Here is an 18,722-nt window from a genome sequence, read left to right as displayed (position 1 = left end):
GAACCGGCGAAGTCTAGTGATCGTTTGTGACAGTCAGTTGTCGTTGACGACGAACAGCCGCTGATACTCCTTCAGCGCGAAGCGGTCCGTCATGCCGGCGATGTAGTGCGCGACGAGGCGCGGCTGCTGCGCTTCGTCGTCCGTCTGATACGGCGGCGGCAGCAGGCGCGGATCGTCGATGAACGCGTCGAACAGCCCCGTGACGACGCGCTGCGCCTTGTTCGCCATGCGCATCACCTTGTAGTGGCGATACAGGTTCTTGAACAGGAAACGCTTGAGCGCGGCCGCCTGCGCGGCGACCGCCTCGCTGTGCGCGACGAGCGGCGGCGCGGCGCGCACGTCGTCGAGCGATGCGGGCGCGACGCGCGCGAGATTGCGCGTGGTCTCGTCGATCAGGTCGACGATCAGCGTGTTGATGATCCGGCGCACCGTCTCGTGCACGAGGCGGCGGCCTTCCAGATGCGGGAATTCGGCAAGCGCCGCGTCGTAGTGGCGCTGCCACAGTTCGACTTCGGCGAGCTGCTCGATCGTGATCAGGCCGGAGCGCAGGCCGTCGTCGACGTCATGGTTGTTGTACGCGATTTCGTCCGCGATGTTCGCGAGCTGCGCCTCGAGCGACGGCTGTCGCCCTTGCAGGAAACGCTCGCCGAGCGCGCCGAGCTTGCGCGCGTTCTCGCGCGAGCAGTGCTTGAGGATGCCTTCGCGCGTCTCGAAGCACAGATTCAGTCCATTGAATGCGCCGTAGTGCTCCTCGAGCTCGTCGACGACGGCAAGGCTCTGCAGGTTGTGCTCGAAGCCGCCGTGCTCGCGCATGCACGCGTTCAATGCGTCCTGTCCGGCATGGCCGAACGGCGTATGGCCGAGATCGTGCGCGAGCGAGATCGCTTCGACCAGATCCTCGTTCAGGCGCAGGTTGCGCGCGACCGAACGCGCGATCTGCGCGACTTCGAGGCTGTGCGTGAGGCGGGTGCGGAACAGGTCGCCTTCGTGATTGACGAAGACCTGCGTCTTGTATTCGAGCCGGCGGAATGCGGTCGAGTGAACGATGCGGTCGCGATCGCGCTGGAACTCGGTGCGCGCGGCCGGCGGCGTTTCAGGATGGCGGCGGCCGCGCGACTGCGACGCGTGCGCGGCATATGGAGCGAGATGGGCTTCCAGCGCCGCCAGCGTCAGCGGCTCGACCGGCGCCACGGCGGATGCGCGGCCGGCCTCGGGCAGTTTGCTGCTGGATGTCTCGCTCACGTCTCCTCCATGTCAGGGGCGCCGGGGCATCCGGAACGCCGTTACCGCGTCGTCTGCGCCAGCGTGGCGAATACGGCTTCGTCCGGCGCCTGCGTGATCACCGTATCGCCGAATCGCTTCAGCAGGATGAATTTGATCGCACCGGCCTCGGCCTTCTTGTCGACGCGCATCAGGTCCATATAGCGCGCATCGCCGAGCGCGGGGCCGCGGACCGGCAGATGCGCGGCGGCAATCACGGCATCCAGCCGCTGCCGCGACGCTTCGTCGAGCAGGCCGAGCCGCACCGACAGGTCAGCGGCCATCACCATCCCGCAGCCGACCGCTTCGCCGTGCAGCCATTCGCCGTAGCCGAGGCCGGCTTCGATCGCATGACCGAACGTATGGCCGAAGTTCAGGATCGCGCGCAGGCCGCCTTCGCGCTCGTCGGCCGCGACCACGCTCGCCTTGATTTCGCACGAGCGCTTCACCGCATGCGCGAGCGCGTCCGGCTCGCGGCGATTCAGCGCGCCGACGTTCGCGTCGATCCAGTCGAAGAATTCCGCATCGGCGATCGCGCCGGTCTTGATGACTTCGGCGACGCCGGCCGCCAGCTCGCGATCGGGCAGCGTGGTCAGCGCGCCGATATCGGCGATCACCGCCTGCGGCTGGTAGAACGCGCCGATCATGTTCTTGCCGAGCGGGTGATTGATGCCCGTCTTGCCGCCGACCGACGAATCGACCTGCGACAGCAGCGTCGTCGGCACCTGGATGAACGGCACGCCGCGCATGTAGCACGCCGCGGCGAACCCGGTCATGTCGCCGATCACGCCGCCGCCGAGCGCGACGAGCGTGGTCTTGCGGTCCGCGCGCTCGGTCAGCAGGCCGTCGAAGATCAGGTTCAGCGTTTCCCAGTTCTTGTAGGCCTCGCCGTCCGGCAGCACGACCGTCGACACGCGCTTGCCGAGCGGCGCGAGCGCCGCGCGCAGCGCGGCACCGTAGAGCGGATCGACCGTCGTGTTCGTGACGATCGTGACCGACGAACCGGTGATGTGAGGGACGAACAGTTCGGTGCGGCCGATCAGGCCGGCACCAATGTGAATCGGATAGGCGCGGTCGCCCAGATCGACGTTGACGGTAATCATGCTTGTAGCGGCTTGGCGATGACGCCTGCGAGTTCGAGTTGCATCAGCACCATGTTGACGAGGCCGTTGACCGACGGGCGACCGGTCTCGATGATGAAGTCCGCGCATTCGCGGTACAGCGGGTCGCGCACTTCGTAGAGCGCTTCGAGACGCGCCTTCGGATCGTCGGTCTGCAACAGCGGGCGGTTCTTGTCCTTGCGCGTACGCAGCCACAGATCATGCGGATTCGCGCGCAGATAAACGACGATCCCGTTGGTTTTCAGGCAATCGCGATTTTCGGGACGCAGCACCGCGCCGCCGCCCGTCGCGAGCACGATGCTCTCGCGCTGCGTGAGCTCGGCGATCACGTGCGATTCGCGGTCGCGGAAGCCGGCCTCGCCCTCCATTTCGAAGATCACCGGAATGCGCGCACCCGTGCGAGCCTCGATTTCGTGGTCGGAGTCGAAGAACGTCCTGTCGAGCCGGCGCGCGACCGCACGGCCCACGGTGGTCTTACCCGCTCCCATAAGGCCGACGAAAAATACGTTTGCATGTGGGTCCCGCGCTTGCAACGGCTTCCTCTGCTTGAATCTTGCTGGTGTGTGGCGCAGCTTACTGGCAAAGCGGCCGCCTTGTCGAGCCTGCGCCGCCGGCGTCTGGCCCCGTTTTTCCCGCATCTGCGCCGCCTGTGTCGGCCGTTTCGCAACGCGCGCCGACGACCGTCGGCGTGATGAAGACGACCAGTTCACTGCGCTGGTCGCGCCGCGCGCGGTGCCGAAAAAGCGCGCCGAGTACAGGTATTTTGCCCAAGAGCGGCACGCGCGTCACATCGTCCCGGTTCAACTGCTCGTAAATCCCGCCGATCGCGACCGTCCCGCCGTCCTCGACTTCCACCCGCGTCTGCACGTGCTTGGTATGAATCGCCGGGCCGGCCGCGGTCGGCTCGCCGACGCTGTCCTTCGTCACGTCGAGATCGAGCACGACACGCCCGTCGGGTGTGATCTGTGGCTCGACCTCCAGCTTCAGCGTCGCGCGGCGGAACTGCACGCCGGTGACGCCATTGCCGACCTTGGCCTGGTACGGCAGTTCGGAGCCCTGTTCGACGATCGCCTTCACGCGGTCGGCCGTGACCACGCGTGGGCTCGAAACGATCTGGCCCCGTCCTTGCGCCTCGAGCGCGCTCAGCTCGATGTCGAGCACGCGGCTGAGCGGCGCGGCGAACAGCGTGAAACCGGCCGTCGCCGCGTCGAATCCGCCGAGCGGGCGCGCGGCCAGGTCGAGCAAGTTGCGCGTGTCCGCTGCCGACGCCGTGCCGTCGGCTGACGCTGGACGGCCCTGCGCGCGCAGCGCGATGCGCGCGCCGAGGTTGCGCGAGAAACCCTGTTCGCCTTCGACGATGCGCGCCTCGATCCGCACCTGCCGCGATGGCCGGTCGATTGCGTCGATCAGGTCCGCGATCTGCGCGATGCGCGGCGCCAGATCGGTGACGAACAGCAGGTTCATGCGCGGGTCGGCCGCCGCGGCGCCGCGTTTCGACAGCAGGCGCTGGCCGGTCGCCCCGGCCAACAGCCGCTGCACGTCCTGCGCGCGCGGGTAATGCAGCGCGAACGTGCGGCTCGAGAGCGGCTCGAGCTCGGCCGCGCGTGCATGCGTTTCGAAGCGCTCGCGCTCGCGTGCGGCGAGTTCGCTCGCCGGCGTGACCCAGATTACGTTGCCGCGCCGGGACATCGCGAGGCCGTGCGTGTCGAGCAGCGTGTCGAATGCATCGCGCCAGCGGACATTGTTCAGACGCAACGTCACGGTGCCGCGCACCTGCTCGCCGACGATGATGTTGAGCCCGGTGAACCGCGCGAGCGCGTCGAACGCGGCTGCCAGGCCCGCGCCTTGCAGATTTAAAGAGATCCGGCGCGCGTCGTCGGCATCGCCAGGGTGCCGCGCGGCGGCGTCGTTCATGCGGGTCGGCGGCGGTAACGGAACGGGCGGCCCTTCCAGGACCGGCGCCGGTGCCGTTGCGGCAGTGGCGGCCGTCAGCGCCGCGCGCGCTGCGTCTCCGAACGGCGGCGCATCGCCCTGCGCTTGATCCTGCAACGGTGCGGCGTCAGACGCCCCGTCGGGCGCGCCCGGCGGCAACGGCACGTCGGTGGTGCGCCCCGGCATCGACGCGATCGGCCACCCGGCGAGCGGCAAAGGGGGCAGCGGCGGCAGTGCGGCGTGGGATACCACCGCGTTCAATCCGACCCAGAACGCGATCATCCACCTTCCGTACCCGATCATCGGCGACCTCCATCGTCCACGACGACACGGCGGGTGCCATCGGCCGTCGCAAGCGTCACGGCACCGGTATCGACCCGCGTCACACGCGCCGCCCCGAGCGCTTCGCCCGGCACGATTGCCGCGAACGTTCCGTCGCCGGAATCGAACAACGCGAGCCCGGTACGCGCGTCGCGGATCGTGCCTGCCAGCCGCGGCGCCGGACCCTCGGATACCGCCGGCGAATCCGCGCCGCCGAACGGATCGCCGCCCGACGCGCCTGCGAGTACCGATACGCCGCCGCCCGGAAGCGGGAGCGCCGGCAGCAAAGGAAATACGTCGAGCGTCATGTCCGCCCGGGCCTCCGGGGCTTTGCGTTCAATGTGCAATGCCACGGGCACCGCGAGCACGCGCCAGCCCGCGAGCCCGTCCATCAACCGCAGCACGGCGGGAAAGCCGCCTTCCGCGACGATTCGAATCGTGCGCCGCCCATCGGCGGCCACGTCGTCCATGCTTCGCGGCTCGATCGATGCAATACGCAATCCGCTCTCGCCGGCCAGGCCCGCCAGTTCCAGCACCAGCGCGGGCCACGTTGGCGCGGGTCGCGAATCGGCGTCGCGCACGGTACCCGGGCCTGTATCGCGCCGCTGCGAGGCATCCGCGAGCATCCGCTGCGCCGCGGCCGCGCGCGCCTGGGCGGTTGCCAGCAGCACGCGACTGCGCGCGAGACCGCTCCAGTCGGCGGCATCCGCCAGATGAATACCGCCCGCCACCGCGGCCGTGAATGCCAGCACGCAGCCCACGGCGTGCACGGTAGCCGGCGACACGCGTGTCACGCGGCCACGCCACCCGGCACCGCCAGGGATCGACCAATGAACGATCGTCGTCATGCGTCGCCTCCTGTTGCGTTCCGCCGAGGCGACCCATCATGCCAGCGGACCTGCACGGAGAACCTGAACGGCGCGGCCAAATCGGCGACCGGCGCGGCCGAAGCCGGTGCGAGTTCGCCGATATCGAACCGCCAGCCGTGCTGCTCGGCCGCGATCCTGGCGAGCCACCGCGCGGCCGCCCTGTAACTCGTGGCGCGCGCGTCGAGCACGGCGCCGGACGACGTCGCACGCAACGCGTCGAGCCGGACGGTGTCGTCGCGCGCTTGCGCCAGTGTCGCCAGCAGCCCGGCGATGCGCCGGTACGGCGCGGCCAGCAAGGCCGCCTGCGCATCGCGTTGCGCAACGTCGGCGGCCGCGCCGGCGGCGCGCCGTGCAACATCGAGCCGCGGTTGCCATTGCCGCAGTTGTGCGTCCACCCGCGTTCGTTCGGCATCCACGCGCCATCGCCATACGGTCGCCGCGCCGGTCCACAGGCCAGCACCGAGCACGCCCAATACGATCGCCGCGCCGCACTGCATCGCGCGGCGCCGCCGCAGCGCGAGCGCGAGCCGCTCCCGGTAAGGCAGCAGATTGAATCCACCAAGTGGGGACGGGACTGCGGCTGTCCGCCTGAAGCCCATGTCGGCCATCATTCCCACACCCCGCGAAGCGCGAGCCCGATTGCAAGCGCAAACGCCGGCCCGCCGGCGGACACTGCCGGACCGCCGGGCAACCCGTCCCACCCGCTGCAGTCGAACGGCACCGCGGCCACGCCGAGCGCATCGCCGATATCGGCGACCGACGTGCCGCAGCGCGCGATGCAACGCTCGTCGCCAGCCACGAGCGCGCAGCGCACCGTCCCGAGTGCGCACTGTCGCAATGCATCCGTAAACGCCGCCTGCACGTCGCCCGACACCGCGAGCACCGGCGCTGCAACCGGCCCGTCGACCCGCCAGCCGTGCACGCCCGTATCGCCGAACCAGAATGCGGCGTACGGGCCATGCGCGTCGTGCTCGAACCGCGCGGCATAGCGCAGTGCGCGCAGCGCGGCCGCCGACTCGCCGTCGACGGCCGTCAGGTCGATGCCGGCCTGCGCCGCCACGTCGATCCGCCGCTCGAGCAATGCCTGCGGCGCGACCGCCACCGCAATTTCGCCCGTGCGCGTGTTGTCGTCCTTGCGCCAGTCGTACGCGAGACTGTCGGGCGCCAGCCCCGAGATACGCTCGGCCGCCTGCCGAGCAGCGTCCGCGACGTCCTCGCGCCCAGCCAGATCGAGCGTCGCGATCCGCATCTCGTCGTCGCGCAGCGCCATCACGCCGCGCGCGTCGCAGCGCACACCCGCCGCCGACAGCCGCGACACGGCCGCTGCCAGCGCGCGCGCCACCGCGGCCCAGCGCGCGTCGTCGGGCCCGCCCGCCAGCCCCACCGGCTCCCGCTCGAGCCCGTCGACGCGCACGTCGGCGACGCGGCCGCGGCGGCTCAGCACGGCCACCCTCACCTCGTCCGCCGCGACGTCGATCCCCGTCGAACGGTGCCTGCCCGGCGCGATCCGCGCCGCCCATCGTCCAGTCATCCCAGCCTCCCGCGATTCGCTGCGGCCCACGCCGCGTTTCCGAGGCCTGATTCTGCAAAGCGGCGCGCGTGTGCGACAGTCGGCCGAACGGCTAGTTGTCGCGCAGGCCGACCGCGCGGACACTATGCCGGCGACACCGCGATCCGCTGCGCGCCGGCCAGCGCCGCTGCGGCGTCAGGACCGGTCATACCGGGCAGCTATAATCGCGGGACTGTTTTCCGGTATGCCTATGCAATCCACGTCTCCTACGTCCCCGCCTCCCGCGCCCGAGCCCAAGAAGCGGCCCTGGTGGCTGAAGGCGCTGATCGGTCTCGCCGCGATGTGCATCGCGCTCGTCGTGGCCGGCGGCCTCGTGCTCGGCTACGCGCTCGTCGTCGCGTGGCCGAACATGCCGTCGCTCGATGCCCTGACCGACTATCGTCCGAAGGTACCGCTGCGCATCTATACGTCCGATCACGTGCTGATCGGCGAATTCGGCGAGGAACGCCGCGACATCGTCCATTTCAAGGACGTGCCGGATTCGCTGAAGAAGGCGATCCTCGCAATCGAGGATGCGCGCTTCTACGACCACGGCGGCGTCGATCTCACCGGCATCGCGCGCGCCGGCTTCGTCGCGCTGACGAACGGCCATGCGTCGCAGGGCGCGAGCACGATCACGATGCAGGTCGCGCGCAACTTCTTCCTGTCGAGCGAAAAGACCTACACGCGCAAGATTTACGAGATGCTGCTCGCGTACCGGATCGAGCGCGCGCTGACGAAGGATCAGATTCTCGAGGTCTACATGAATCAGATCTATCTCGGCCAGCGCGCGTACGGCTTCGCGAGCGCCGCGCGGGTCTACTTCGGCAAGGACCTGAAGGACATCACGCTCGCCGAAGCGGCGATGCTGGCCGGGCTGCCGAAGGCGCCGTCCGCGTATAACCCGGTCGTCAACCCGAAACGCGCGAAGGTGCGCCAGGAATACATCCTGCAGCGGATGCTCGAGCTGAATTTCATCACGCGCGAGCAGTACGACCAGGCCGTCGTGCAGCCGCTCGTCGTCAAGGGCGCGGGGCGCGAATTCAGCGTGCACGCCGAGTACGTCGCGGAAATGGTCCGGCAAATGATGTACGCGCAGTACCGCGAGGAAACCTACACGCGCGGCTTCAACGTCGTCACGACGATCGACTCCGCCGACCAGCAAGTCGCGTACACCGCGCTGCGCAAAGGCATCATGGATTACGAGCGCCGCCATGGCTATCGCGGTCCGGAAGGCTTCATCGAGCTGCCGGCCGGCGCCGACGACCGCGAGCAGGCGATCGACGACGCGCTGCTCGAGCACCCCGACAACGGTGAACTGATCGCGGCAGTCGTCACCGCGGCCGCGCCGCGTCAGATCACGGTTGCATTCATCGACGGCAGCAGCGCGACGATCGAGGGCGACAACCTGCGCTTCGCGTCGAGCGCGCTGTCGGCCAACGCGCAGCCGAACCGTCGCATCCGCCCGGGTGCGATCGTGCGGGTCGTGAAGAACGATGCCGGCAAGTGGTCGATCACGCAGTTGCCGCAGGTCGAAGGCGCGTTCGTCTCGATCGTCCCGCAGGACGGTGCGATCCGCTCGCTCGTCGGCGGCTTCGACTACAACAAGAACAAGTTCAACCACGTCACGCAGGCGTGGCGGCAGCCGGGCTCGTCGTTCAAGCCGTTCATCTACTCGGCGTCGCTCGACAAGGGCCTTGGCCCGGCCACGGTGATCAACGACGGCCCGCTGTATTTCAGCGCCGCGGAAACCGGCGGCCAGCCGTGGGAGCCGAAGAACTACGGCGGCGGCTTCGAAGGCCCGATGTCGATGCGCACGGCGCTGCAGCGCTCGCGCAACCTCGTGTCGATCCGGATCCTGAACCACATCGGCACGAAGTATGCGCAGCAGTACATCACGCGCTTCGGCTTCGACGCCGAGCGCCATCCGGCCTACCTGCCGATGGCGCTGGGCGCGGGCCAGGTCACGCCGCTGCAGATGGCCGGCGCGTACTCCGTGTTCGCGAACGGCGGGTTCCGCGTGAATCCGTACCTGATCGCCGAAGTGACGGACCCGAACGGTGCGATCGTCGCGCGCGCGCAGCCGCTCGTCGCCGAGCAGAACGCGCCGCGCGCGATCGACCCGCGTAACGCATACGTGATGAACAGCTTGCTGCAGAGCGTCGCGCAGCGCGGCACGGGCGCGCGCACCAACGTGCTGAAGCGCACCGACCTCGCCGGCAAGACCGGTACGACGAACGACTCGCACGACGCGTGGTTCGCCGGCTACCAGCACACGCTCGCGGCGATCGCGTGGATCGGCTACGACAACCCGCGCAGCCTCGGCGATCGCGAAACCGGCGGCGGCCTGTCGCTGCCGGTCTGGATCGACTACATGGGTGCGGCGTTGAAGGGCGTGCCGGAATTCAAGCCGACGATGCCGGACGACGTCCAGTCGCTCGGCGGCGAGCTCTACTTCACCGAGTTCACGCCGGGGCACGGCTTCGTGTCGACGGTCGGCGTGCCGCAGGCGCCGGCGGCGGAGAACGTCGACGAAGCGGTGCCGCATGTCGACGAGCAGGAGAAGCAGGACATCATGAACCTGTTCCGCGGCCACTGACACCAGCGGCCCATGCACGAAAAAAGCGCCCCGCGGGGCGCTTTTTCTTTGCGTTTCGATCTATACGGCGCATCCCGCGCATCCGCGCCCGACGAGCCGAGCGCGCGTGCATTACCCCGCGAACGTGATCGGCAGGCCGGCCTGCTGCGTCGCGAAATCGGTGAGCGCGGCGAAGAACTCGGTGCCGGTGCGCGTATCGCGCCATGCGCCGTCGACGAAACGGTAGTGGAATCCGCCCGCCTTCGCGGCGATCCACAGTTCCTTCATCGGCGGCTGGAGGTTGATGATGATCTTCGAGCCGTTCTCGAACGTGAGCGTCAGCACGCTGCCGTTGCGCTCGAGATCGATGTCGTGATCGCCGTCGTTCGCGGCGTCCACGGTGCGCTCGACGGCTGCCAGCACGGCCTCGGCACGGGCCAGGTATTCGGTATCGGACATGCTAAACTCTATCGGTTAAATTGTTCAGGGACGATCATGCGAGTCGTTTTCCGGATGAGCGCGATTGTAGCGGCTTTGGCGATTCTTGCCGGTTGCGGTCAACGCGGTCCGCTCTATCTGCCCACCGTGCCCCCGTTGCCGGCGAAGCCCATCCAGCAGCAGGACACGCCGCCGTCCGACGTCGCGCCGACCGACGAAAACGCGTCGTCCGACAGCATTCCCGATTCCTCCGGCACGCCGCTCACGCTGTCGCCCGAGCTGTCGAGCAATACGTCGAAGGGCGCAACGCCCGCATCCGGCCCCGCTGTCACGCAGTAATTGATCGTGCGCCGCCGCTCGCGCGGTGGCTATCGTGCAAAGGGCGATGACTTCCGGTCATCGCCTTTCGTTCTTTCGGGCCCGTGGTCACGCGCGAATGCGCCGCCAGCCCCAGTCGAGCAGCCGCCAGCCGAGCAGCGCCGCGACGATCGTCGCGTACACCTTCGGCTGCGCGAGATCGTGCTTGCCGGAACGCATCCACCAGAAATGCAGCACGCCGAACAGTGCGATCGCGTAGATCGCCCGGTGCAGCGTCGTCCAGTGACGGCCGAGCCGGCGCACCATCGCGCGCGGCGACGTCGCGGCCAGCGGAATCAGCAGCACGAATGCGGCGAAACCGACAGTGATGAACGGACGCTTGCCGACGTCCTTGAGGATCGCGAGCACGTCGAACCACTTGTCGAACCACAGATACGTCGTGAAGTGCAGTGTCGCGTAAAAGAACGCGAACAGGCCGATCATCCGGCGAAAGCGCAGCAGCGCGGGCACGCGCGCCGCGCGCCGAAGCGGCGTGACGGCAAGCGTCACGCACAGCATTACCAGCGTCCAGAGGCCCGTCGAACGGGTAATGAATTCGATCGGATTCGCGCCGAGCCGGTCGGTCAGCGTGAACAGCACGAGACGCGCGAGCGGATAAAGGCCGGCCGCGAACGCGAGCACCTTGGCCGGCGCAAGCCAACGCGGCGCAGCAGGCCGCACCGCGCCGCCGGTCCTGGAAGACCCGCCGGCGGCGGCCGCCCGGCGCGGGCGCGGTGCGCGTTCGGGCGTCAGCGTCGAAGGACGCATGTCGTTTCTCACCGCAGCCCTCAGAAGTTCTTCTTCAGGTCCATGCCCTGATACATCGACGCGACGAGGTCGCCGTAGCCGTTGAACATCAGCGTCTTGCGCTTCGGCGTGAAAAAGCCGTCCTCGCCGATCCGGCGCTCGGTCGCCTGGCTCCAGCGCGGGTGATCGACGTTCGGGTTCACGTTCGAATAGAAGCCGTATTCGTTCGACGCGTACGTATTCCAGCTCGTCTTCGGCTGCTTGTCGACGAAGCGGATCTTTACCAGCGACTTCGCGCTCTTGAAACCGTACTTCCACGGCACGACGATGCGCACGGGCGCGCCGTTCTGGTTCGGCAGCACCTGGCCGTAGACGCCCATCGTCAGCAGCGTCAGCGGGTTCATTGCCTCGTCCATCCGCAGCCCTTCCGAATACGGCCAGTCGAGCACCGGCGTCGACAACCCGGGCATCTGCGACGGATCGGCGAGCGTGATGAACTGCACGTATTTCGCGTTCCCGGTCGGCTGCACGCGCTTGACGAGTTCGGAAAACGGCACGCCGATCCACGGAATCACCATCGACCAGCCCTCGACGCAGCGCAGCCGGTACACGCGCTCCTCGAGCGGCGCAAGCTTCAGCAACTCGTCGAGATCGAACACCTTCGGGTGCAGTACTTCTCCGTCGACGCTCACGCGCCACGGTCGAGGCCGTAGCGTGCCGGCGTTCTGCGCCGGGTCGCCCTTGTCGGTGCCGAACTCGTAGAAGTTGTTGTAGGACGTGATGTCCTTGAACGGCGTCACCTTGTCGGCCGCGACGAATCTCGGGTTGGTTTTGGCCGCGAGCTTCGCTGCCCGCGCGTCCGGCGACGCATACGCGGCGAACGCCGCGCCGCTGCCGCCAAGCAAGCCGCCCGCCGCCGCGAGGCCCGCGGCCTGCAATACGCGCCGCCGGTTCTCGAACACCGCGCGCGGCGTAATCTCGGTCGGCGCGATATCAGCGCCGGTCAGCGCGGTACGCAAGGGGGTTTTGATCCACATCGTGCTGCTCCTCGTGCATGCGCGGCGCGCACGCTTCATCAGCGTTCGACCGGGCCGGTCCAGCGCCGTTCGACGGCCGGCGCGCCCGCCCGTTACAAAAGAAAACCGCCGGGCACGCAGTGCGCCGGCGGTCATTCGTCGGACCAGCATCGGAAATCTTACAGCTTGCCGTAGCTGTGCAGCCCGGACAGGAACATGTTGACGCCCAGGAACGCAAACGTCGTCACGAGCAGGCCCGTCAGCGCCCACCATGCGGCGACCGCGCCGCGCAGCCCCTTCATCAGGCGCATGTGCAGCCATGCCGCGTAATTGAGCCACACGATCAGCGCCCAGGTTTCCTTCGGATCCCAGCTCCAGTAGCCGCCCCACGCTTCGGCCGCCCACAGTGCGCCGAGGATCGTCGCGATCGTGAAGAACGCGAAACCGACCGCGATCGACTTGTACATTACGTCGTCGAGCACTTCGAGGGCCGGCAGCCGATCGGCGAGCACACCGCGCTCCTTCATCAGGTACGCGACCGACACCATTGCCGACAGCGCGAAGCTGCCGTAGCCGATGAAGTTCGCGGGCACATGGATCTTCATCCACCAGCTCTGCAGCGCCGGCACGAGCGGCTGGATCTGCTGCGCGTCGCGGGCGACCGAGTACCACATCAGGAAGCCGACGGCCGCGCTGATGACCAGCAGCACGAACGCGCCGAGCGCCCGCGTACCGTAGTGGCCCTCGTAATACAGATAGAGCAGCGCGGTGATCAGGCTGAACAGCACGAACACTTCATACAGGTTCGACACGGGGATATGCCCGACGTCGGCGCCGATCAGGTACGACTCGTACCAGCGCACCATCAGCCCGGTGAAGCCCATCAGCACGGCGACCCACGTGAGCTTCTGGCCGATTGCGGAACCCGACTCCGAGCGTGTGAGCAGGCCGATCCAGTAGAAGATCGTCGCGAGCACGAACAGCGCGCTCATCCATAGGATCGCCGACTGGCTCGACAGAAAGTACTTGAGGAAGAACGCCGAATCGGCACGCGCGAGGTCGCCCTGGTAGATCTGGATCGACAGCAGCGACAGCACCGCGATCGCCGCCATCATCAGTCGCGCGGGCTTCCAGCGCCAGCCGAGCACGACAAGCGCCGGCACCGTGCCGATCATCACCGCCTTGTCGTAGTAATCCATGTGCTCGTTGTAGTGCACGAGCGCATAGCCCGCGCCGACCACGAGTGCCAGCGCGAACAACCAGTCGATGACGGACAGGCGCGCGAGGAACGGACGGTCGTCGAACAACGGCGCCGGATTCGGAGCCTTGGCCGGCCCCGGACGGGAAGAGGAAACTTGAGTGAGATCCATGATGTTACCGGGTGGAAGTCTCGGAATCGGCACCGCCGCCTGCTGGCTGGCGGGCGGGCGTGGCATCGCGAGGTGCGGCGCCCAACGCGGCGCCGGCCGCGTCGCGCGTCTGCACGAATTCTTTCTCGAAATCGAAGGTCTTGCGGGCCGTGGACATCGCCATCACGACATCGACGCCCGAGCCGGCATCCTTGATCCAGAACCACAGGCGCCGCTCGCGCACGTAGAACATCGAGAAGATGCCTGCGACCAGCAGCAGGCTGCCAAGATACACCAGATTCTTGCCGGGTGCGCGCGTCAGCTGAAATACCGAAGCTTGCACCTGCTTGAACGAGTCAAGCTGCAAATAGACCGGCGATCCATACAGGAAGCTGTCGGATAGCGCGTTGATCGCGTTCTGCACGAAGCGGATCGTATCGCTGCCCTGCTGGGCGGCCGGCTCGCCGGCGCGCTCGCGCGCGATCTGCCAGACCTCCCACATCGAGCCTTCGAGCATGCGCAGCAGCAGGCTCGCCGCCTTTTCCTGCTCGGCCTTCGGCACCGAACGGTCGATGAACGTGGCGACCGCCTGGAAGCCGCCGACCGGCTGGCCGTCGGCGCCGCGGCCCACGCTGTCGTCGCTCGCCGCGAACAGGGTCAGCACCTTGAACGCACTGTCCTGCAGGCGGCTGCGCAACGCCGCTTCGGTCGTCGGCAGCGACCGCTGCGCGAAGCGGGCGGCGGCATCGGCGCGCACGGCCGGATCCTCGAGCGCAGCGCGCAGGCGCATCCATTCGCCGATCGAATCCTGGCTGTCGGCGGGAATCCGCATGTAGCGGAACGGGTCGTTCGGGCTCGCGCGCACGCCGGCGAGGAACACGCGCGTGCCGCCCATGTCGACGGGCAGCATGTAGTTGTTGAATTCGCGCGCCTGACCGTCCTTACCGCGAATCTTGTACTGCACGGACGGGCCGATGTTGTGGAGCTGCATCGGCTTCGACGTCTTCGCGCCCGAACCGAGCCGCTCGTCGAACACTTCCTTCAGCGATTCCGTCTTCGCGACGCCGCGCACGTCGGGCTTGCCGTTCGCATCGGCCATGTTCTCGACGTTGATCGCGCGGAAGTCGGAGAACTCGATCGTGTCGCCGTCGGCGCCCGGCATCTGCAGCGGCGCGGTGCTGCCGATCGTGCCCTTCACAGCGAACGTCTTCGCGTTGTCGCCGGTCATCGGGTAGGCGGTCATCTGCATTTGCGAGCCGCCGTCCTGGAAGCTCGACTGGTAGATCGACACGCCCTTGTACGTGAACGGCTTGTTGACCTCGACGCGCGCCGGGATCTTCTGTCCCGTCTCGCGATCGATCACGACGATGTCGCTCGCGAACAGCTTCGGCATTCCGGTCGTGTAGTAATCGACGATGAACTTGTTCAGCTGGATCGAGAACGGCAGGTCCTGGATCAGCGAGCCGCTTGGCTGGTTCAGGATCGCGGTCGACACGAACTGGCCTTCCGGCACCCACGCATAGCCGCGGAACGTCGGATTGGACGCGGACAGCCGGTGATCGGGCGAGATCTCGCTGATCGTCGCGCTCGTGTTGACCGGGCTCTTGCCGAACATCCACATCTGGAATTTGATCGGCAGATTGCTGTCGAGCAGGCCGCCGATACAGATCACGACGATCGCAAGGTGCGCGGAAATGTAACCCCACTTCGTCAGTGCGCCGCGCTTGGCGGAGATCAGCGTCGCGCCGTCGGTTTCGCGCACGACGTGCTTGTAGCCGGCCTTGCCGACGAACGCCGCGAGCGTGGCCGCGACGCTTGCGCGCGTGCCGGGCGCCGTGTATTCGGCCTTGTGGTGGAACGCGCGCAGGCTGCCTTCGCGCACCTTGTCCTTCCAGCTCTTCGCGTCCGCGAGCATCTTCGGCGCATTGCGGATCACGCACAGCGAGATCGACACGACGAGGAAGATCAGGATCAGCATGAACCACCACGCGCTGTACACGTTGTACAGGCCCAGCGACCGGAAGATGTCCGCCCAGAACGGGCCGAACTGGTTCACGTAGTTCGGATACGGGTCGTCCTGCGTGAGGACCGTACCGACGATGCTCGCGATCGACAGCACCACCAGCAGCGCGATCGCGAAGCGCATCGAGCTCACCAGCTCGACCGCGCGCTTGGACACGCTCTGACCCGACTTCGACTGCAACCCCGACGTGGTAACGCTCATTCAAACTCCAACTGACAACAAAAAAGGGCAAGGCGGCCGCACTCATGCGGCGCCCCACCCTTTTCTTGTTCTGACTCCGGCCGCCTTTCGGCGCCCGGTCATTTCATTCGCGACTGTCCGTTCAACGCAGGCCTGCGATGTAATCCGCGACGGCCTTGATCTCGGTGTCGGACAGACGCGAAGCGATCTGATGCATCGCCTCGTTGTTGTTGCGCGCGCCGGCACCCTGCTGGAACGCGGTCAACTGGGCGACCGTGTAATCGGCCCATTGCCCCGACAGACGCGGGTACTGGACCGGCATCCCCTGCCCCGTCGGCCCGTGGCAGCTCGCGCAGGCCGGTACGCCCTTCTCCGCGATGCCGCCGCGATAGATCTTCTGGCCGATCGGCACGGTCGCCGCATCGCGTGCGGTGCCGAGCTTCGTCGTCTGCGATCCGTAGTACGCGGCGACGTTGCGCATGTCGTCCGCGCTCAGCGCGCTCGCGAACCCGACCATTACCGGATTGGTCCGCGCCGGCCCCTTCGCGCCCGGCTGGGTCTTGAAGTCGTTCAACTGCTTGACCAGATATTCGGGATGCTGGCCGGCGAGCTTCGGGAAACTGCCCGACGCGCTGTTGCCGTCGGCGCCGTGACACGACGCGCACACCTGCGCGGCAATCGCCTTGCCGCGGTCGAGATCCGGCTTCTTTGCCGCATCCGCCGCGTTTGCCTCTGCTACGAAACCTACGAACCCTGCTGCAACCTGAAGCACCATCAGAGACTTGCACAGTCGATTCATTCGCACACCCTGTTTCGTCTTGTGGGAATTTGAGGTTCTGCAAAAAACGACGTCGACCAGTCTACCGCAGAAGCTGCATAAAAGCGTGAGGCAGGCGCCCGCAGCCCGTCGGCAAAACCGCCGTATTGTACAATATCGCGCTGAAAGCTCCCGCGCCTATCGGGGCTACCCCGCCTCCACCAAGCGGCTCGCGCCGCCCCGTCCCACCGGTTTCCCATGGCCTTTTTGCTCCATCAAGCCCGCTTCTACACGACCGTCAACCATCTGCGCGACCTGCCGCCGACGGTCCAGCCGGAAATCGCGTTCGCGGGCCGCTCGAACGCTGGCAAATCGACGGCGATCAACGTGCTGTGCAACCAGAAGCGGCTCGCGTTCGCGTCGAAGACGCCCGGCCGCACGCAGCACATCAACTACTTCTCCGTCGGCCCGGCCGCCGAGCCCGTCGCGAATCTCGTCGACCTGCCCGGCTACGGCTACGCGGAAGTGCCGGGGGCCGCGAAAGCCCACTGGGAAATGCTGCTGTCGTCCTACCTGGCGACGCGTTCGCAGCTGTGCGGCCTGATCCTGATGATGGATTCGCGCCGTCCGCTGACCGACCTCGATCGCCGGATGATCGAGTGGTTCGCGCCGACCGGCAAGCCGATCCACACGCTGCTGACGAAGTGCGACAAATTGACGCGACAGGAAAGCATCAACGCGCTGCGGAACACGCAAAAGGGGCTCGACGCGTATCGCGACCAGGGCGTGAAGGGCAAGCTGACCGTCCAGCTGTTCTCGGCGCTGAAGCGCACGGGGCTCGACGAGGCGCACGAGCTGATCGAGAGCTGGGTGCGGCCGTCCGTCGCCGACGAAAAAAGCGAGCCTGTAGCACAATGAGCGGGCACCGCGCGGCCCGGATCGGCCGTGCGCACCTGACGGCACCTGCGGATTCGGCCGGCGCATAAAAAAACCCGCCGTTGAACGGCGGGTCAAACAGCCTAATCGAAAAACGACAGGCACCCGCTCAGGGAGGAGAAGCGGGGAGCTGCACGCGACGCGTGCCGCTCGATCGCTATCATATACCAACGATCTCGAAAATGACCCAAGGGTTCCGTAAGGCCCTTCTTGCCCTGATTTCTGCCAAATCGCCATGAGCTTCCATCCGCTTCATCGTCCGCGCCGGATGCGCCGCGACGACTTCTCCCGGCGCCTGATGCGCGAAAACCGCCTGACCACGGACGATCTGATTTATCCGGTGTTCGTCGTCGACGGCACCAACGAACGCCAGAGCGTTCCGTCGATGCCCGGTGTCGAGCGCGTGTCGGTCGATCTGCTGATGCACGTCGCCGAGCAATGCGTCGAACTCGGCGTGCCCGTGCTGTCGCTGTTCCCGGCCATCGAGCCGTCGCTGAAGACGCCCGACGGCCGCGAGGCGGCCAATCCGGACGGCCTGATTCCGCGCGCGGTGCGCGAGCTGAAAAAGCGGTTCCCCGAACTCGGCGTGCTGACCGACGTCGCGCTCGATCCGTACACCAGCCATGGCCAGGACGGCGTGCTCGACGAAAACGGCTACGTGATCAACGACGACACGATCGAGATCCTGATCGACCAGGCGCGTGCGCAAGCGGAGGCCGGCGTCGACATCGTCGCGCCGTCGGACATGATGGACGGCCGCATCGGCGCAGTGCGCGAAATGCTCGAAAGCGACGGCCACATCCATACGCGGATCATGGCCTACTCGGCGAAGTTCGCGTCGGCGTTCTACGGCCCGTTCCGCGATGCAGTGGGCTCGGCGTCGAATCTGGGCAAGGGCAACAAGATGACCTACCAGATGGATCCGGCGAACAGCGACGAAGCGCTGCGCGAAGTGCGCCTCGACATCGACGAAGGCGCCGACATGGTGATGGTCAAGCCCGGCATGCCGTACCTCGACATCGTGCGTCGCGTGAAGGACGAGTTCCGCTTCCCGACCTACGTGTACCAGGTGAGCGGCGAATACGCGATGCTGAAGGCCGCCGCGATGAACGGCTGGCTCGATCACGACAAGGTCGTGCTCGAATCGTTGCTTGCATTCAAGCGCGCAGGGGCCGACGGCGTGCTCACGTACTTCGCGCTCGACGCCGCGCGTCTGCTGAAGGCGCAGCGCTGAGCCGCACGACTGACGGCATCAAGCAAAACGGCGGGACACTTCGGTGTCCCGCCGT

At 67.1% G+C, this 18,722-nt stretch carries 17 protein-coding genes; 4 read left to right on the top strand and 13 right to left on the bottom strand.

The genetic code is table 11. The features are described from left to right. Positions 1-33: 33 nt before the first annotated feature. From BSE24067_RS08285 to BSE24067_RS08255, 7 genes are read right to left on the bottom strand one after another with little or no spacing between them, the layout of a single operon-like run. A complete protein-coding gene (locus tag BSE24067_RS08285) occupies positions 34-1,242 on the bottom strand; it encodes a deoxyguanosinetriphosphate triphosphohydrolase (protein ID WP_151066550.1) in 1,209 nt (402 codons plus the stop codon). A 41-nt stretch (positions 1,243-1,283) separates the two neighbouring features. Further along, positions 1,284-2,363 carry a 3-dehydroquinate synthase gene (gene aroB / locus BSE24067_RS08280; protein ID WP_151066548.1) on the bottom strand — a complete coding sequence of 360 codons (1,080 nt, stop codon included), beginning with the start codon at positions 2,361-2,363 and terminating at the stop codon, positions 1,284-1,286. Further along, positions 2,360-2,914, bottom strand: coding sequence for a shikimate kinase (locus BSE24067_RS08275; protein WP_151066583.1), 555 nt, complete (start codon positions 2,912-2,914; stop codon positions 2,360-2,362). Before BSE24067_RS08275 ends, aroB begins: the two co-directional genes overlap by 4 nt. A gap of 40 nt (positions 2,915-2,954) precedes the next feature. After that, a complete protein-coding gene (locus BSE24067_RS08270) occupies positions 2,955-4,616 on the bottom strand; it encodes a type IV pilus secretin PilQ (protein WP_151066546.1) in 1,662 nt (553 codons plus the stop codon). Continuing rightward, positions 4,613-5,482, bottom strand: coding sequence for a pilus assembly protein (locus BSE24067_RS08265; RefSeq protein WP_151066544.1), 870 nt, complete (start codon positions 5,480-5,482; stop codon positions 4,613-4,615). The genes BSE24067_RS08270 and BSE24067_RS08265 overlap by 4 nt, the downstream gene beginning before the upstream one ends. Beyond that, on the bottom strand, positions 5,479-6,114 hold the full coding sequence (locus BSE24067_RS08260; protein ID WP_151066542.1) for a fimbrial protein: 636 nt from the start codon (positions 6,112-6,114) through the stop codon (positions 5,479-5,481). The genes BSE24067_RS08265 and BSE24067_RS08260 overlap by 4 nt, the downstream gene beginning before the upstream one ends. After that, the gene (locus BSE24067_RS08255; protein ID WP_174904726.1) at positions 6,111-7,034 is read right to left on the bottom strand and encodes a type IV pilus biogenesis protein PilM; all 924 of its coding nucleotides are present in this window, start codon (positions 7,032-7,034) and stop codon (positions 6,111-6,113) included. The genes BSE24067_RS08260 and BSE24067_RS08255 overlap by 4 nt, the downstream gene beginning before the upstream one ends. A 229-nt stretch (positions 7,035-7,263) precedes the next feature. Between BSE24067_RS08255 and BSE24067_RS08250 the strand changes: the two genes are divergently transcribed. After that, the gene (locus BSE24067_RS08250; protein WP_151065316.1) at positions 7,264-9,651 is read left to right on the top strand and encodes a penicillin-binding protein 1A; all 2,388 of its coding nucleotides are present in this window, start codon (positions 7,264-7,266) and stop codon (positions 9,649-9,651) included. 111 nt (positions 9,652-9,762) lie between these two features. Here the strand turns inward: BSE24067_RS08250 and cyaY are convergent, their stop codons facing one another. Then, positions 9,763-10,089, bottom strand: coding sequence for an iron donor protein CyaY (gene cyaY, locus BSE24067_RS08245; protein ID WP_151065317.1), 327 nt, complete (start codon positions 10,087-10,089; stop codon positions 9,763-9,765). 36 nt (positions 10,090-10,125) lie between these two features. On the opposite strand from cyaY, the gene lptM reads away from it, so the two are divergent. After that, the gene (lptM, locus tag BSE24067_RS08240; RefSeq protein WP_151065318.1) at positions 10,126-10,407 is read left to right on the top strand and encodes an LPS translocon maturation chaperone LptM; all 282 of its coding nucleotides are present in this window, start codon (positions 10,126-10,128) and stop codon (positions 10,405-10,407) included. Between the two features lie 87 nt (positions 10,408-10,494). On the opposite strand, the gene msrQ is transcribed toward lptM, so the two are convergent. The 5 genes from msrQ to BSE24067_RS08215 all read right to left on the bottom strand — a co-directional run bounded on the left by msrQ (position 10,495) and on the right by BSE24067_RS08215 (position 16,539). After that, the gene (msrQ, locus tag BSE24067_RS08235) at positions 10,495-11,193 is read right to left on the bottom strand and encodes a protein-methionine-sulfoxide reductase heme-binding subunit MsrQ (protein ID WP_151065319.1); all 699 of its coding nucleotides are present in this window, start codon (positions 11,191-11,193) and stop codon (positions 10,495-10,497) included. Between the two features lie 20 nt (positions 11,194-11,213). Then, positions 11,214-12,209, bottom strand: coding sequence for a protein-methionine-sulfoxide reductase catalytic subunit MsrP (gene msrP, locus BSE24067_RS08230; protein WP_151065320.1), 996 nt, complete (start codon positions 12,207-12,209; stop codon positions 11,214-11,216). A 158-nt stretch (positions 12,210-12,367) separates the two neighbouring features. Then, complete coding sequence (gene ccsB / locus BSE24067_RS08225; protein WP_151065321.1) at positions 12,368-13,558, bottom strand: c-type cytochrome biogenesis protein CcsB; 1,191 nt, start codon at positions 13,556-13,558, stop codon at positions 12,368-12,370. Between the two features lie 4 nt (positions 13,559-13,562). Then, on the bottom strand, positions 13,563-15,761 hold the full coding sequence (locus BSE24067_RS08220) for a cytochrome c biogenesis protein ResB (protein WP_151065322.1): 2,199 nt from the start codon (positions 15,759-15,761) through the stop codon (positions 13,563-13,565). 121 nt (positions 15,762-15,882) lie between these two features. Further along, positions 15,883-16,539: a c-type cytochrome gene (locus BSE24067_RS08215; RefSeq protein WP_151065334.1), complete on the bottom strand. Its 657-nt coding sequence runs from the start codon at positions 16,537-16,539 to the stop codon at positions 15,883-15,885. Positions 16,540-16,755: 216 nt separating this feature from the next. Here BSE24067_RS08215 and yihA point away from each other — a divergent pair, with 216 nt between their 5' ends. Continuing rightward, complete coding sequence (gene yihA, locus BSE24067_RS08210; RefSeq protein ID WP_044848923.1) at positions 16,756-17,415, top strand: ribosome biogenesis GTP-binding protein YihA/YsxC; 660 nt, start codon at positions 16,756-16,758, stop codon at positions 17,413-17,415. 253 nt (positions 17,416-17,668) lie between these two features. After that, positions 17,669-18,667: a porphobilinogen synthase gene (gene hemB / locus BSE24067_RS08205; protein ID WP_151065323.1), complete on the top strand. Its 999-nt coding sequence runs from the start codon at positions 17,669-17,671 to the stop codon at positions 18,665-18,667. The last annotated feature ends 55 nt before the right edge of the window (positions 18,668-18,722 follow it).

This window comes from Burkholderia latens (genome assembly GCF_902499045.1).
Lineage (GTDB): Bacteria > Pseudomonadota > Gammaproteobacteria > Burkholderiales > Burkholderiaceae > Burkholderia > Burkholderia latens.
Note: the sequence above shows the minus strand (reverse complement) of the source record. Positions and strands in the feature narration are given on the sequence as shown.